Origin of the sequence: Mucilaginibacter sp. (assembly GCF_036568825.1) — a bacterium.
Lineage (GTDB): Bacteria > Bacteroidota > Bacteroidia > Sphingobacteriales > Sphingobacteriaceae > Mucilaginibacter.
Genome location: NZ_DATCRU010000074.1, coordinates 1 through 16773, shown reverse-complemented (window position 1 = coordinate 16773; position 16773 = coordinate 1). Strand labels below are relative to the sequence as shown.

Below are 16773 nucleotides of genomic sequence, written 5' to 3'. Positions count from 1 at the left end.
GTATATAGCAAATCACAGCTACCTGAAAAAACTTTTTGATTACCCAACTATGAAAGATCAAATTCTGGAGGAACTACTGGAACAAGAGGAAGTTTCAAGCATATCGCATGAAGATTCCCTTGATTTGAAAGAACTTTTACGGGTTCTTTCGCTCGTCAAAAACGGTAAATTGGATACCCGTATGCCGGTCACACAAGCCGGTATAAACGGCAGAATATGCGAGGTGCTGAATGACATCATTGATATAAACCAACGCCTGGTAGCTGAGATATCCGAGGCAGAGAAAACCATCGGTAAAAAAGGCAACCTGTCAAAACGTATCGAGCTTTCTGATGCACGCGGCGATTGGGCCGAGGGTGTATCATCATTAAATAACCTGATATCTGACCTGACTTCGCCAACCCTCGAAATTGCTGGGATGATCAACTCGGTAGCCAACGGTGACTTATCGAAACAAATTCCACTCGAAATAAGCGGTCACCCGCTGCGCGGCGAATTCCTTCGTATCGCAAAAGAATCAAACCAGATGCTTTCCAAACTTCGGTTATTCTCCATGGAGGTAACGCGGGTTGCGCGCCAGGTAGGTTCGGAAGGCAAGCTGGGTGAGCAGGCAAAAATTAAAGGTGTTGCCGGTGTATGGGCCGAGTTAACAGATTCGGTAAACCAGATGGCCGGTAACCTGACAGCCCAGGTGCGAAATATTGCCGCAGTGACAACAGCGGTTGCTAAGGGTGACCTTTCCCGAAAGATCACGGTGGAAGCCAAGGGTGAAATATTAGAGCTGAAGAATACGATCAATACAATGGTGGATCAGCTCAATTCCTTCTCTTCGGAAGTAACGCGTGTGGCATTGGAAGTAGGTACCGAGGGTAAACTGGGAGGCCAGGCGAAAGTGCCCGGCGTCGCAGGTACCTGGAAGGACTTGACGGACTCGGTAAACCGTATGGCGGGTAACCTGACCTCGCAGGTGCGTAATATAGCAGGTGTAACAACGGCGGTGGCAAATGGTGACTTGTCCAAGAAGATCACGGTGGACGTGAAGGGTGAAATGCTCGAGCTGAAAAAGACCATCAATACGATGGTGGATCAGTTGAACTCGTTCGCATCCGAAGTAACGCGTGTGGCCCTGGAAGTAGGTACCGAAGGTAAACTGGGAGGCCAGGCCCGTGTGAAGGGTGTCGGTGGTGTTTGGAAAGATCTTACCGACTCTGTAAACCAGATGGGTAGTAACCTTACAGACCAGGTGCGAAATATAGCCTGGGTAACCACAGCGGTAGCGAAAGGTGACTTGTCGCGAAAGATCACGGTGGATGCCAAAGGCGAGTTGTTGGAGTTGAAGAATACGATCAATACGATGGTGGATCAGCTGAACTCCTTCTCCTTTGAGGTGACCCGTGTGGCGAGGGAAGTAGGGTCGGAAGGGCAGTTAGGCGGCCAGGCAAACGTACCGGGTGTAGGGGGTACCTGGAAGGACTTAACAGACTCTGTAAACCAGATGGCCGGTAACCTAACGGGCCAGGTGCGTAATATAGCCGAAGTAACAACGGCGGTGGCGAAAGGCGACTTGTCGAAGAAGATCACGGTGGACGTACAGGGAGAGATGCTCGAATTAAAGAATACAATTAACACGATGGTGGACCAGCTGAACTCCTTTGGTTCGGAAGTAACCCGTGTGGCGAGGGAAGTGGGTTCTGAAGGGCAGTTGGGCGGCCAGGCGAATGTACCCGGAGTAGCCGGTACCTGGAAGGATTTGACCGACTCGGTAAATAAAATGGCGGACAACCTGACCTCACAGGTGCGTAATATTGCGGAAGTGACCACAGCGGTAGCGAAGGGTGACCTTTCCCGTAAGATCACGGTAAATGCCAAAGGCGAGTTGTTGGAGCTGAAAGATACGATCAATACGATGGTGGACCAACTACGCGGTTTCGCATCCGAAGTAACGCGCGTGGCTCGTGAGGTGGGTTCCGAAGGGCAGCTAGGTGGTCAGGCAAACGTACCGGGTGTAGATGGTACCTGGAAGGACTTAACGGACTCCGTAAATAAGATGGCCGGTAACCTTACTGCGCAGCTTAGAAATATAGCGGACGTGTCTATCGCAATTGCGAATGGTGACTTGTCGAAGAAAATCACGGTTGACGTTCGTGGTGAGATCTTGCAGCTGAAAGAAACCATTAATACAATGGTGGACCAGCTTCGTGGTTTCGCATCAGAAGTGACGCGTGTGGCACGTGAAGTGGGTACGGACGGTAACCTAGGTGGGCAGGCGTTTGTACCTGGTGTAGGTGGTACCTGGAAGGACTTGACCGACTCTGTGAACCAGATGTCGTCGAACTTAACTTCACAGGTGCGTAACATCGCCGAAGTGACCAAAGCGGTAGCGAGCGGCGACTTGTCGAAAACGGTAATCATCGACGTAAAAGGGGAGATTCTCGACCTGAAAAATACGATCAACACGATGGTGGACCAGCTGAACTCGTTTGCATCCGAAGTAACGCGTGTGGCGAGGGAAGTAGGTACCGAGGGTAAACTGGGTGGCCAGGCGCACGTGAAAGGTGTGGCCGGTACCTGGAAAGACTTAACGGACTCTGTGAACCAGATGGCATCCAATCTTACTGGTCAGATTCGTGGTATCGCAAAAGTGGCCACCGGTATTGCAAAAGGTAACCTGAAACAGCGCCTATCCATCAATGCGTTGGGTGAGGTGGCCCAGTTGACGGATACCATCAACGAAATGATCGACACGCTTGCGGTGTTTGCGGACGAAGTAACGACAGTGGCACGTGAGGTGGGTGTACAAGGGCGTTTGGGCGGACAGGCGAGTGTACCGGGCGCTTCCGGTACCTGGAAGGACTTGACGGAAAACGTAAACCAGCTGGCACAGAACTTAACCGTACAAGTGCGTTCAATCTCCGAAGTGGCGTCCGCGGTAACAAAGGGTGACTTGACCCGAACCATCCGTGTGGAAGCGAAAGGTGAGTTGGAAGCTTTGAAGGATACGATCAACCAGATGATCGCCAATCTGAAGGGTACAACATTAAGAAACCACGAACAGGATTGGCTGAAATCGAACCTTGCGAAATTTGCGCAGATGCTCCAGGGTCAGCGTGACAGAAACGCCGTGGCAAACAAAGTGCTATCAGAGTTGGCCGAACTGGTAAATGCGAGATACGGCGCATTCTATATATTAGAACAGGAAGTTGCCGAAGAGCCAAAACTCAAATTATTTGCCGGATATGCGCAAAAGAGCCGCAAACTTATCAACAACGAATTTGAACTAAGCGAAGGCCTGGTAGGGCAGTGCGCCACTGATAAAGAGCGTATCCGATTAACCAATGTTCCGTCAGAATATCTGCAGATCAGTTCGGGTATAGGCAGTGCGGCACCGATTGACTTAGTGATCCTGCCGGTATTGTTTGAAAATAACATCAAAGCGGTTATCGAGCTGGCTTCGTTTGAAAACTTCAGCGATACGCACATCGACTTCCTCGATCAGCTGACAGAAAGTATCGGTATCGTGTTGAATAACATCGAAACCAATACCCGTACTGAGGAACTGTTAAAGCAATCACAGTCACTGGCTTCCGAACTTTCCTCACAACAGGAGGAGTTAAGACGTGCCAATGACGAGCTGCACGATAAAGGCCGTTCACTGGAAGAAAAAGCCGAACAGCTGACACTGACATCCAAATACAAATCCGAGTTCCTTGCGAACATGTCGCACGAGTTGCGTACGCCGCTTAACAGCTTGCTGATATTGGCACAGCAACTCTTTGAAAACCCTGAGGGTAACCTAACCGAAAAGCAACGCCGTTACGCCAAAACGATCCATTCATGTGGCGATGACCTGATCCAACTGATCAATGATATCCTGGATCTGTCGAAGATCGAATCAGGTGTGATCTCAGCGGACGTAATGCCGGTTAACTTCAGGGAAATTGCTGCATTTGCGGAATCAACCTTTAAGCCGATCTCGGAAGCGAAGAGCCTGAAATTCGAGATTATCCTGGAACAAGGCCTTCCGGAAATGCTGGAGACCGATATGCAGCGCTTAAATCAGATATTGAAGAACCTCCTATCAAACGCCTTCAAATTCACCGAAAAGGGCGGTGTGAAACTGGAAATATTCAGACCAGGGCCACACCACGAAAATCCGCTGCCTGATGCGGAAGCAGTGATAGCATTCTCTATTACCGATACCGGTATAGGTATATCAAAAAATACCCAGGGAATTATTTTTGAAGCATTCCAGCAGGCGGAAGGCTCAACCAGCCGTAAATACGGAGGTACCGGTTTAGGGCTTTCCATTAGTAAAGGTTTTGCCGAATTGCTGGGCGGAACAATTACTGTAGGTAGTGAATTAGGAAAAGGTAGTGTGTTTACTTTATACCTGCCATTGAGATATAAAGAAGAGTCTGGTTCTGCGACTACCTATAGTGTAAAAGAGCCGCATTCAGCTTCACATCTGAGAACCAATTTGCTCGAAGCTGCTGAACTGGTGATCGACGATGATCGTCACAATATCTCTGCAGAAGATAAAGTACTGCTGGTTATCGAGGATGATTTGCGATTTACCAAAATTGTGATTGACAAGGCGCATGATTATGGATTGAAGGTGATTGTGGCTATCAGCTATCTCGAAATATTCGATAGCATTCAGAAATATAGTCCTATTGCTATCACACTGGACGTGAATATGCCTGAGTCAAATGGTTGGAAGATACTTAAACTATTAAAGTCTGATCTCAACTTGCGGCATATACCGGTTCACCTCATCTCAGGTGAGGACAACAAGGTTATGGCGCTGAAATTAGGTGCAAAGAGCTTTAGTTTGAAACCGCTATCTAATAATTCACTCGATGAACTGATATCGGGAATTATTCGCTTCAATGAACAGTCGAAAAAGAAAGTACTGATCATCGAAGATAATGAAAATGAGCTGCAGCGACTTACAGATATGTTGAGTAGCGACAGGGTAGAAGTACTTGGTGCGACTACAGCTAAAAAAGGTCTTACGCTATTGAAGAAAGAAGCGGTCGATAGTATCATCCTTGATTTTGTGTTGCCAGATGCAGACGGTATTGATCTGCTTAACAGGATCAATACATTAAAACAACCGCAGACAACCATCCTGCTTCACTCGGCAAGAGACTTTACTCAAAACGAGGTGATCCAATTGAAACGGTTAAACCACAAAGTCATTACCAAAACTTCAAATTCTCACTTTTATCTGCTGGAGGAAATATTGACCTTGCTGCATATTGATAAGAAATTTATCAGCCAGGAAAACCTGGATATCATCAATGGCATCCGGACAACAAACGATGTGCTCGATTCGAAAAAGGTGCTGGTGGTGGATGATGACGTGCGAAACCTGTTTGCACTGACAGCTGTATTCGAACGCTCAAATATCGAAGTGATCACTGCAGAAAGCGGACGTGAGGCACTTGAAATACTCAACAGCGATAAAAAAGTAGATATTGTGCTGATGGATATCATGATGCCTGAGATGGATGGTTACGAAACAATCCAGATCATCCGCAAAGAGCCTAAGCACAAGAATTTGCCGATAATCGCGGTAACTGCCAAAGCAATGATTGGCGACAGGCAAAAGTGTATCGCATCAGGTGCATCAGATTATATTACAAAACCTGTAAAAACTGATCAACTTTTATCGCTGATGCGTGTTTGGTTAATTAAATAATATAATCTGAGGATTTAAATTGCGAATGGCTGTATCTGCTGATGATAACATAAAAGTTCTGCTGGTAGACGATAACGAGAATAATCTGACGTCAATGGAACTGGTTCTTGAAAATGAGGGTTATACTTTTTTTAAGGCTACTTCGGGCAAGGAGGCTTTACGCATACTTTTAAAGGAAGAAGATTTTTCTTTGATCCTGTTGGACGTTCAGATGCCCATTATGGATGGGTATGAAACAGCAGAGCTGATTTATCAGCGCGATAAGCTGAAACGCATACCAATCATATTCTTTACTGCACAGGATTATGAAGAAGAATCTATGTTCAGGGGATACAAAGCCGGGGCCGCTGATTTTATCAGGAAGCCCTTTAAACCCGATTTACTGCGATATAAGGTGTCCATTTTTGCCGAGTTGCATCGCAAAAACCGGCTTCTGCGGAAACAGGAGGAAAAATTGCGGTTGATAAACGAGGACCTGGTTGCATTGAACCGTAATTTGGAGAAACGTGTATCTGACCGCACCAAACAGCTTGAAACGGCTAACCAGGAGTTGAAAGAATTAAATCTATCCAAGGATAAATTTTTATCGGTAATATCTCATGACCTGAGAAACCCCCTTACTTCGCTTTTATTATCATCTAAAACCTTAAACGATGAAATTGAAAATATCGACCCTAAAAAACTCAAAATGCTTTCGGGTGTTATTCATCGTACTTCAAATAAAATCTTATTACAATTAAATGAATTGGTGGACTGGGCCAAAAAGCAAAGACAGAAAACGACCTTTAACCCACAAAAAGTTCATCTTACAGAGGCTATTAATGAGGCACTGGAGTTGCTGAAAGCAACAGCGATTCAAAAAGGCGTTAAATTCGAGAATAAAATCACAAATGAAGTTTTTGTCAATGCCGATCCGCTGATGCTTCGTTCAATATTGCAAAATATTGTTACCAATGCTATTAAATATAGTCCGAAGAACGGAATTGTTAATTTGACTGCTCAAGCATCCGATAAAATGATAGAGATATGTGTGCAGGATTTTGGCGTGGGAATGACAGAGAAAACGAAAAACACCATATTAGGCAACACCGGCACGCCTTCACTCCCGGGTACAAACCAGGAGCAGGGTACAGGTTTAGGATTATTGCTGGTAAAAGACTTTGTTGCCCAGCATGGCGGCAAAATATCAATTGAAAGCAAGGTGCGAAAAGGGACATGTTTCAAATTTACAGTCCCGGCCCATTAATTCTGATTATACCCCTATTACTAACATTTTTCATAAGCACGATTATATATCTGCTGGCGATTTCATTTGATTATTTATTTTATAATGACCATGGTTGTTAACCAACATACTGAACAATATTTACCTGATGATGCTGATCTTCAGCAAGCATACGATTATAGCGCTATATGTACGCTTGCAATAGATACATACGGGATTGTTCGTTATGTGAATGCAGTTGCATTATCTTATATGGAGATTGCCAAACAGGATATTACCGGACAATCATTGTTTAATTTTTATTCTGACGCAGACCCTGATAAATCTAATGAGGGCAGATTAATGCGACTGGATGAAATTACTGATTGTGAGTTTAAGCTGAGCATAAGTCCCGAAATTTCCAAATGGGCTCTGGTAAATTCTAAGGTGCATTGTACACAGGGTGATACTTTAACTTATCTTTTCATTCGTGATATAACGGCTCTGAAAAAGAAGGAAAAACTTTATTCTTATTTAAATGCAGCTTCGGAAGAACTAGCTCTCGCCCGTGATACAAAAAGCGCCCTTGAAAAAATAGCTCAGCTTATTGTTCCGACATTTGCTGATTGGTTTACAATTGATACTGTAAAAGACGACGGGTTTGAGCTCCAGGTTTTAAAGCACAAAGATCCTAATAAAATAGAGTGGGCCCGTCAATACCGTAAAAATTATCCGCCGGATCCGAATGGTGATATAGGGGCCGCCGTGGTTCTGAAAACCGGTAAGCCTGGTTTTGTTCCGGTTATCACTGATGAGATGATCTCAGCCATCATCGCTGATCCCAGTCAGTTAAAGGCAGTACGTGAGATAGGAATGCAATCGGTAATAATGGTCCCTGTATACCAAAAAGACAAGATAATAGGGGTCGCAAATTTTATTTCATCCCGTCAGGATCGCCATTTTGATGAAGCTGATCTGGATTTTGCCAGAAATTTTGCAGCCTTGATGGGGTTGTCGCTTGAGAATGCCCGTTTGAATGAAGAGGCCCTGGATGAAATAACTTCACGAAAAAGAGCCGAATATCAATTCCGCTTCCTGGCCGATGCTATACCACATAAAATCTGGACTTCCGGTCCTGATGGACGGGCAACATACTATAATCAACAGTGGTATGATTATACCGGCACACATAGCTTCGATGAACTGAGGGGAAAGATATGGGACATCCTGCATCCCGATGATCGTGCAATTGCTGCAGTGGAGTGGCCGCGTGCGGTTCAGAATGGGATAGGCATGGAGCTTGAACAAAGATTTTTGCGCCGCGATGGTATTTATCGCTGGCATCTTAGCCGTTTTACAGTTCATAAAGATGGTGAAGGAAATAACAGAATATGGGTTGGGACCAGTACCGATATCCATGAACAAAAGGAAGGCAAATTAACTGTTGAGGCGGCTAATAATGAGCTTATATCAGCCAATGAAAATCTTGCTGCAATTAATGAGGAGTGGGCTGCTACCAATGAAGAGTTAGCAGTTACTAATGAAGAATTGGCTGTCACTAATGAAGAGTTGAATACAGTACAAACCGATTTGCAAAGCCTCGTTAAAAAAGTGACAGAGGGAGCCGAAAGACGGGCGCGGCTGGCAGCAATAGTAGACAGTTCTGACGACGCAATAGTTAGCAAAACCTTGAAAGGTATAATCACCAGTTGGAATAAAGCTGCAGAGAAATTATTCGGATACAAAGAAAAAGAAGCGATAGGGAAGCATATTTCACTAATTATTCCGATCAACCGTTTAAAAGAGGAGGATTTCATTATCAGTCAAATCAGCCAGGGGCGTAAAGTGGATCATTTTGAAACCATCAGAGTTACAAAAAGCGGTCAGGAAATACCAATTTCCCTTACCATCTCTCCAATGATGGATGAAAACGGGGAAATTATAGGTGCGTCTAAAATCGCCCGCGACATATCAAAGCAAAAAGAATTTGAGGATGAATTACAGCGGTATACCAGGAAAGTTGAAACACTGAACACGATTGGTAAATTGATATCTGAAAGCTTGGATATACAAACCATTCTTCAGAAAGTGACTGATGCAACCACTTCTGCAATTGAAGCTTCGTTCGGATCATTTTTTTATAACAAGGTGGATGAGAATGGCGAATCATACATGTTGTTTACCTTATCGGGAGCTGAGCGATCGGCTTTTGAATCATTTGGCATGCCGCGTAATACAGCAGTTTTTCACCCAACTTTTTCAGGTGAGTGTGTTGTTAGGTCGGATGATATTACTAAAGATCCAAGATATGGCAAAAATCCTCCACACTATGGAAAGCCAAAAGGACATCTTCCGGTTGTAAGTTACCTGGCCGTGCCTGTAATATCACAATCCGGCGAAGTTATTGGTGGGCTATTCTTCGGGCATGTAGAACAGGCCCGATTTACAAAGGATCATGAAGAACTTGTTATTTCTATAGCAGCTCAGGCGGCGATCAGCATAGACAATGCCAGGTTGTACGACGAGGTGAAATTGCTGAATGAAAAGAAAGATGAGTTTATAGGATTGGCTAGTCATGAATTAAAGACTCCATTAACCAGTATTACCGGCTATTTGCAAATCCTTGGCCGCCTGAAAAACGACGAACAAAGCGGACGGTTTGTTGACAAAACAATAAAGCAGGTGCGTAAGCTGAGCGGGTTAGTAAATGATCTGCTGGATGTTTCCAAAATTGAGGCGGGCAAACTACAAATTAAGAAAGTGAAGTTCGACCTGATGGAAGTTGTAAATGACGCTATTGAACTGATGCAGCAAACTAACGATAAGTATACAATTTTGCTGGAGACGGCAGTCGAATCTTGTATAGTGCGTGCCGATAGTCAGCGGATTGAACAGGTGATGATTAACTTGCTTTCAAACGCAATTAAATATTCTCATAGTGCCGGCAAGATCATTATTAAGATAAACAAGACCGCGAAGGATGTTACAGTAAGCATACAGGATTTCGGCATAGGTATAGCTGCAAATAAGTTAGGGCAGATATTTTCCAGGTTCTATAGGGTAGATGAGCTCGACGCTCATATCTCAGGGCTAGGGATAGGTCTTTACTTATGCCATGAAATCATCACCCGGCATAATGGAAAAATATGGGCAGAAAGTGCACCCGGGGAAGGTTCAACTTTCTATTTTACTTTGCCGCTTAATTGATTACATTTTTTGTTAGACTATTTAAAGGACTATTCTTAAAAGTCATCTACATTCCAAACATTCATGCTCATTGTGATCGCCTGTTTACCTGTAGCGACTTTAATTGGTATCTTAAAATAACTGTATATCAATTTGTTGTAACTTTTTTAACGATCCCAGCGTTCAAATGATTTAAGGTCATTCAAATATGACCATCTGCATCATGAAAAAGGTATCATTGTTAAGGAATGAATCAGAACGTATCCAAGCCCAAATAAGAGCTTTGCTTATACATCGGTATAATTACGAGAATGGTTTAACGAAACAATTGAACATTCTGAGCTCCGCTGCCCGGTTACAACAGAAGCTTTTTGCTCTCCGGAGGGAAATTGTGGAACGACAGACAATTTTGGAATGAGTTAATTTGCTGTCTGTAATTCAACCTGCAGATATAATATTGTCTATAGTCTCCCTATTCAAATTCACTTACTCACTAATAATCATTTTATTGATTTGAATTTGTGACAGTTGATTAGTCAATTTTAAACATGGCCGGAGAGTTGATTCATCAACAAAAACACCCGGCAAATTACCGTGAAAACACGGGTTGTAATGCAGTTAGCTGCGATATAACTTTAAGGAAACTTAATAGTTAACCTAAATTTAAAAGTCATGAATCTTACAGCCCTTAACATCCAAACATCTACGTTTTTAAGCTGTGCTTATTTTGTAAATGCGGCATATGATTTGTTTGAAACCGACCCCACACTGCTTAACCCAACGCAAAGCCAGTATCCCAGTTTTCCCGCCGGTTACAACCTTCTTTATAATATTCAAATGACCGATTTCTTTGGCGATTTTAAAGAAACCGTCTACTATGGCTTTGTTGCGCAGAGCCAGTCGAATCCGGGAAATTACGTGCTGGCCATCAGGGGAACAAAGACCTACTTGGAGTGGTGGGACGATTTTCATATTACACCCGTACCGTGTCCATTTGCACCCAACGCGGGGAATGTGGCCACCGGCTTCCTCGACCTGTATAATACCATGACGATGACCATACCGGGATCAGGTGCTGCCGCTGTGCCTTTAAGACAAAGCACACAGCCTGCCGCGCAACCCGGTTACTCCCTGGTCGGAGCAGGTTCATTGATCGTGGCCGGCCATAGCTTAGGTGCGAGTTTAGCTACTCTGTATGCTACAGAGCTCGCCGGGATGAGCCCCGGGACAACAATTGATCTCTATACTTATGCTTCTCCAAGAACCGGGGATGTGAATTTTGTCCAATATTTTGATAGCAAAAATATTATGAGCTATCGCATCTATAACGAGCCGGATATTGTGCCAACAGTTCCCTTTGGATTTGGCTACACACAGATACCGACTGGGATATCCATTGATTCGCTGCTCTACCCAAAAGTTAAATGGAATCTCGGTTGTTTCCATGCCCTGGTCACCTATATGTATGTATTAGGAGGACCGGCCAGCCTGCTTGGGTCATGCCTGGCTTAATTTTGAGCAATTTGGGACAAATAACAAAAAAGCGAGTCAGTACGGCTTGCTTTTTTGTTTGGCAAGTAGGCTCGCCGATATAGAACAAAGCCAAATTGCTTCCAACAAAGTCCCGATCCCGGCGTTCTTTGTAAGTAGCATTATCGTGCATGGAACATCAAAAAACAGTAGCCATTATTATCGCACATCCTGATGACGAAATATTGTGGTGTGGCGGTACGCTGATAGATCACCCTGAATGGGAATGTTTTGTCATTTGCCTTTGTCGAAAAAACGACCCTGACCGCTCGCCGAGATTTTACAGGGTGCTGGAAAAAATAAATGCAAAGGGAGCTATGGCAGATCTTGACGATGGTCCCGAACAGTTACCACTGGATCAGCACAATATAAAAAGGGTTATTAAAGCCCTGATGCCTCCAAACCATTATGATCTTGTTATCAGCCACAGTCCTGCCGGTGAATATACCCGTCACCGCCGCCATGAGGAGGTTAGTGAAGCTGTAATACATCTCTGGCATACCGGCCAAATTGACATTGCCGAGCTATGGACTTTTGCTTACGGGGATGGTGGAGGTAAACATCTGCCACAGCCGATCCAAACTGCCGACCTCTACTTTAATTTAACGAATGATACGTGGCAAAAAAAATATGAACTGATCAATACAGAATACAATTTTTCCAAAGATAGCTGGGAAGCGCGCACCACGCCGATGGCTGAAGCTTTCTGGCGTTTTCCTAATTCTACGAGCGCGATGAACAGGCTCGCAGCCGAACAAAACCTATGAAGATACTATTGTTATTCCATTACCCGCCACCACCAAGCGGACTTGCGATTCAAGGCGATTTGCTTTATAAAGGCTTATTGGCAATAGGAGTGGATGTTCATGCCGTCCATCTCGAGTCCGAGCTAGAAAAAGAATGGTATTACCGTTGGTTTGCGCCCGATGTAGTAGTGGGTATCGGTTATTGGGGATATACTCCGCACATTATCATGCATCCCCATCGGCATAATATGGTGGCTATTCCCTGGCTTGTTGCAGATGGCTATATTGCCAACTATCAGGAGGTGCTCAATGCACTTCCATTGATTTTGGTTACTTCTAACTGGGTTAAGGAAATGTATGTAAGGGATGGTATCAGCCCTGACCGTATTGAGGTGCTTCCCGTGGGTTGTGATACGGATTCTTTTATCCCGCATGATCGCAAAGATATTAAAGTCATTGCGGTACGGGAGGCCATGGGTGTTTCACCGGATCAACTGATGATCCTTACCATTGGCGGAGATGCCGCATCCAAAGGGGGCCAGGAAGTAATGAGGGCGCTGGCAATGGTTGGCGGAGAACTGCCAGATTGGAAATATGTATGCAAGGTATGGCCTCAACGTCGTACCGAACTTCAAAACCTGGCAGATTTGGAATTGGCGGCGCAATTGGGTTTAAAGGATAAAGTGCACTTTTCAACCGGTATCATTTCGCGTGATTATGTTCCGTACTTGTTGTCGGCATGTGATATCTATGCTGCTCCATCGCGCCTTGAAGGGTTCGGAATGCTGCAGGTAGAAGCGGGTGCCTGCGAAAAACCGGTTATCGGCATCAATGCTATGGGAATGCTGGATACCCTTGTGCATGGTGAAACTGCACTGTTAGCTAATGTTGCAGAGAAAATAACGGTTAGTGAAGTAACGCTGGGAACAGAAGCGGGATTTAACGAGCCGACGAAAATAACTTTTGATATTCCGAGGACAGTGGATTATCGTGCAAATGTTGAAGATATCGCCCGGCATTTTCTTGAATTGGCGGAGCACCCTGCCCTGAGATTGCAATTAGGCAAAGCTGCCAGGGAACGGGTAGTATCTCATTTTGATTACAGGGTGGTGGCCAAACGGTTTTTACAGTTGTTACAGGATAAGTTGGGAATCAGTTAAATCGCATGAAAATGGAGAAGCTGGAGGAAATAGAGAAGGCAAAAGAAGCTGCTTTAAAAGTATTGCTCCACAATATGTACGGGCCCTTTGAAGGTTTACCACGTACAGCAGGCTGGGGATACCCGGAACCTTATACCAGAGACTTGTTGATATCTATATTAGGCATAGCGGTCTCGGAGAATCGGCAATTGTTGGAAAGCATAAGGAATGTATTGGTTACGCTGTCAGAAAATCAATCACCGCATGGTCACATCCCTTCATTGGTTCACGATCCCGATGACCGTGGCGCCAGCGATACGACACCTCTGTTTTTACTGGCTGTTGCTATTTTCAGAAAAGTAACGGGAGAGACTCATTTCCTGGAAGATGCGGTGCAGAAGTCGTTAACCTGGATGGAATATCAATGTCCGTCGGACAGGTACCTGGTCGGTCAACTCCCTACCAGCGACTGGCGGGACGAACAGTGGGCCATTGGCTATGGTTTGTTTGTCAATACGCTTACATATAGTTACCTGAAATTATTTGGTAACCATGAACGCGCAAACGGACTTCGAAAGGAAATGCTCCAGTTCACTATTTCTGATGGCAAGATACAACACCACGAGCATGAAGGCCTTGTGGTTAAGCACAAACCCTATTATGCTTTTTGGGCCTATAAAGTATACTGCAGCGAACGATTCGATCTGCTTGGCAATAGTATCGCTATACTATCAGGATTAGCCCCGCTATCCCGCGCAGAAGAGATCATCGCATGGATAGAACAAGAATGTATAGCAATGCAAAAAAACGGCGATCTGGCAGTTGACCTGCCACCTAACTTTTTCCCTTTTATGCGTCCCGACGATCCGGATTGGATACCGCGTTACATGCATTTTAATCTTCCCGGCGAATACCATAATGGCGGAATTTGGCCATTTATCTGCGGATTTTATATTGCCGCCCTTGTGGCTGCCCGGGAATATGAATTGGCCGAAAAGAAATTAATTGCACTCACCGCCCTGGTGAGGAATGCAGAGAATAAACAGCTTGAATTCGGTTTTAATGAATGGCATAAAGCCCAGGATGGACAGGTTAGAGGGCAGGACTGGCAAACATGGTCGGCGGCAATGTACCTGTATGCTGCAAAGTGCGTGGAGAAGAGGCGGACGCCATTTTTTGATGAGTTGAATGGTTGATACACGGTAACACTGTAAAGAGATTGTGAACACAATCAAAAGCTTCAGTGAAATATGTATATTCGTTCACTATGAAAATCATATTCCGCTTATCAGGTATCTTATCGTTGGTGGTTTTGTTGTTTATATCAACATCCGCATCCGCACAGCCTTCAAAGAACAAAAAACATGTCATTATTGGCTACGTTGGCGGTTACCGTGGTTTGTATGACACGGCTATGGTTGATGCAAAAAAGCTCACCCATATTAATTACGCATTTGTTGTCATTAAAAATAACCGCGCTTACCTTGAACATGAAAAGACGGATACAGTGAATTTTCGTAACCTGGTAAAACTCAAAAAAATAAATCCTAACCTTAAGCTGCTTATTTCGATAGGAGGTTGGGGTGGAAGCCATAATTTCTCCGACGCTGTATTAACTGATACCGCCCGGGAAGCTTTTGCAGCAAGCGCCGTTGCCATAGTGAAAAAATACAACTTTGATGGCATTGATATCGACTGGGAATACCCTAACGATATCGGGGCGGGTAATATTTACAGGCCCGAGGATAAACATAATTTCACGCTGATGTTCCAGAAACTGCGACTGGACCTGGATGCGCTTGAAAAACAAACCGGCAATAAGAAACTACTCACAACAGCCGCAGGCGGGTTTACCCGTTTCCTGAAGCTAACCGAGATGGGTGAAGCCTCTAAATACCTGGATTACGTGAGCCTGATGACCTATGATTTCGCACAGGACAGCCTGCATATCGTATTACACCATACCAACCTGTATGCATCAAAAGGTTATAAAACACTTTGCTCGGCTGATATGGCCGTGCATGATTTTATGGCAGCGGGTGTCCCGGCGGATAAGCTGGTGGTGGGTGTTGCCTTTTACGGCCACACATTAGCAGCAGCCGATTCACAAAAAATGGTGCTCGGAGCTAAAACATCGGCGATACGTGTTCGCAGCGGAGGTGGCGGGTACACATTTATAAGAGATAGCCTGATCAACAAAAAAGGCTACAAATATTTCCGCGACAAAGACGCCTACGCACCTTATCTGTACAATGCCGACCTTAGGCAGTTTATCACTTTCGATGATGAATGGTCAGTTAAGAACAAATGTAAGTACGTTAAAAAGAATGGCTTAGCCGGTGTTATGTTTTGGGAGTATTCCTCGGATAAAAAGGAATATCTGTTAAAGGAGATAGATAAGGATCTTACTTTTTAAATAGAAGGAGTATGGGCTTTGGGTATTGGTTATTTATTAGGATATATAACTCCCTAACCGAAAAATTAGTCACGGTACATATATTTTAGTCTGGAAATAGTTTTTATATTTGTTAGAGGCCTATAAACATTATGGAGCTATCACCACAACAACCAACCGGCACAAAGAAAGCATGGGCTGAGCCAATAGTTACGGTGATCAGTGTAGCCCCATCCGCATCCAAAAATTCTCTTGGTAACCACGAAATTCACAATGGCAATGGTTCCAAAATAACAGTTATCGGCGGTGGTACACTCACTAGCCCGGCCGTATATAATTCGGCGCAATCACACTCCTGATTTTATACGTTTAGCACTGATGCTGATGTTGTTGCCAATAGCTACTTTAAATGAAGTACAAATTATATACATAAATAAAAAAGCAAGCCAATACAGCTTGCTTTTTGTTTTCGTGACCCCTATTGGACTTTTTTCGAACTCCTTTTAGTCGATTTGAAGACTTTTGCGAACATGTAACCGGGGTTCGATTCCTGTATCGGCTACTCAAAGGGATATTCGGAAACATTTAATTCCAGTATTTGTTCTAGAGTGCCCCGGTCGGACTGATTTCGAACCTTTTAAAGAAAAAGACATCAAGTTTTGTCCCCATCTCCAATGACTTCCCCGCGTCAATAATGAGGCATTATGATAATTGGCAATTCATTTGCTTTACTCGTAAATAAATTATTATATTGCGTAAAAATTAAAAAAAATACCTGAACACATTCCTGGATTGAGAAGAGAGAAAGGAACCAGATCACAAGGACAATGAAAAGTTCAATTCGCACGGCGTCAGCTTCTGCTGCCCGA

10 protein-coding genes are annotated in these 16773 nt (G+C 44.3%); 9 read left to right on the top strand and 1 reads right to left on the bottom strand.

All coding sequences use genetic code 11. The annotated features are described in order from the left end of the window. The first annotated feature begins 49 nt into the window (after positions 1-49). The 9 genes from VIM89_RS17205 to VIM89_RS17165 all read left to right on the top strand — a co-directional run bounded on the left by VIM89_RS17205 (position 50) and on the right by VIM89_RS17165 (position 16263). Positions 50-5704, top strand: coding sequence for a hybrid sensor histidine kinase/response regulator (locus VIM89_RS17205; RefSeq protein ID WP_488157416.1), 5655 nt, complete (start codon positions 50-52; stop codon positions 5702-5704). 25 nt (positions 5705-5729) lie between these two features. Beyond that, positions 5730-6950, top strand: coding sequence for a hybrid sensor histidine kinase/response regulator (locus VIM89_RS17200; protein WP_488157415.1), 1221 nt, complete (start codon positions 5730-5732; stop codon positions 6948-6950). Between the two features lie 90 nt (positions 6951-7040). Further along, complete coding sequence (locus tag VIM89_RS17195) at positions 7041-10115, top strand: PAS domain S-box protein (RefSeq protein ID WP_488157414.1); 3075 nt, start codon at positions 7041-7043, stop codon at positions 10113-10115. A gap of 651 nt (positions 10116-10766) precedes the next feature. Beyond that, positions 10767-11606: a lipase family protein gene (locus VIM89_RS17190; protein WP_488157413.1), complete on the top strand. Its 840-nt coding sequence runs from the start codon at positions 10767-10769 to the stop codon at positions 11604-11606. A gap of 149 nt (positions 11607-11755) precedes the next feature. Beyond that, positions 11756-12391, top strand: a complete 636-nt coding sequence (locus VIM89_RS17185; RefSeq protein WP_488157412.1) for a PIG-L deacetylase family protein — start codon at positions 11756-11758, stop codon at positions 12389-12391. Further along, complete coding sequence (locus VIM89_RS17180) at positions 12388-13530, top strand: glycosyltransferase family 4 protein (protein ID WP_488157411.1); 1143 nt, start codon at positions 12388-12390, stop codon at positions 13528-13530. Before VIM89_RS17185 ends, VIM89_RS17180 begins: the two co-directional genes overlap by 4 nt. Positions 13531-13541: 11 nt before the next feature. Then, positions 13542-14705 carry a glycoside hydrolase 100 family protein gene (locus VIM89_RS17175; RefSeq protein ID WP_488157410.1) on the top strand — a complete coding sequence of 388 codons (1164 nt, stop codon included), beginning with the start codon at positions 13542-13544 and terminating at the stop codon, positions 14703-14705. Between the two features lie 71 nt (positions 14706-14776). Next, positions 14777-15925, top strand: coding sequence for a glycoside hydrolase family 18 protein (locus VIM89_RS17170; RefSeq protein ID WP_488157409.1), 1149 nt, complete (start codon positions 14777-14779; stop codon positions 15923-15925). A 131-nt stretch (positions 15926-16056) separates the two neighbouring features. Beyond that, a complete protein-coding gene (locus VIM89_RS17165; RefSeq protein ID WP_488157408.1) occupies positions 16057-16263 on the top strand; it encodes a hypothetical protein in 207 nt (68 codons plus the stop codon). A 329-nt stretch (positions 16264-16592) separates the two neighbouring features. On the opposite strand, the gene VIM89_RS17160 is transcribed toward VIM89_RS17165, so the two are convergent. After that, positions 16593-16773, bottom strand: a 181-nt coding sequence (locus VIM89_RS17160; RefSeq protein WP_488157407.1) for a hypothetical protein, incomplete at its 5' end; no start/stop codon positions are given.

Bases quoted from the DNA above. Each gene is read 5' to 3' on its own strand.
- VIM89_RS17180 (WP_488157411.1), top strand. From the start codon at position 12,388: ATGAAGATACTATTGTTATTCCATTACCCGCCACCACCAAGCGGACTT.
- VIM89_RS17195 (WP_488157414.1), top strand. From the start codon at position 7,041: ATGGTTGTTAACCAACATACTGAACAATATTTACCTGATGATGCTGAT.
- VIM89_RS17170 (WP_488157409.1), top strand. From the start codon at position 14,777: ATGAAAATCATATTCCGCTTATCAGGTATCTTATCGTTGGTGGTTTTG.
- VIM89_RS17175 (WP_488157410.1), top strand. From the start codon at position 13,542: ATGGAGAAGCTGGAGGAAATAGAGAAGGCAAAAGAAGCTGCTTTAAAA.
- VIM89_RS17200 (WP_488157415.1), top strand. From the start codon at position 5,730: ATGGCTGTATCTGCTGATGATAACATAAAAGTTCTGCTGGTAGACGAT.
- VIM89_RS17190 (WP_488157413.1), top strand. From the start codon at position 10,767: ATGAATCTTACAGCCCTTAACATCCAAACATCTACGTTTTTAAGCTGT.
- VIM89_RS17165 (WP_488157408.1), top strand. From the start codon at position 16,057: ATGGAGCTATCACCACAACAACCAACCGGCACAAAGAAAGCATGGGCT.
- VIM89_RS17205 (WP_488157416.1), top strand. From the start codon at position 50: ATGAAAGATCAAATTCTGGAGGAACTACTGGAACAAGAGGAAGTTTCA.
- VIM89_RS17185 (WP_488157412.1), top strand. From the start codon at position 11,756: ATGGAACATCAAAAAACAGTAGCCATTATTATCGCACATCCTGATGAC.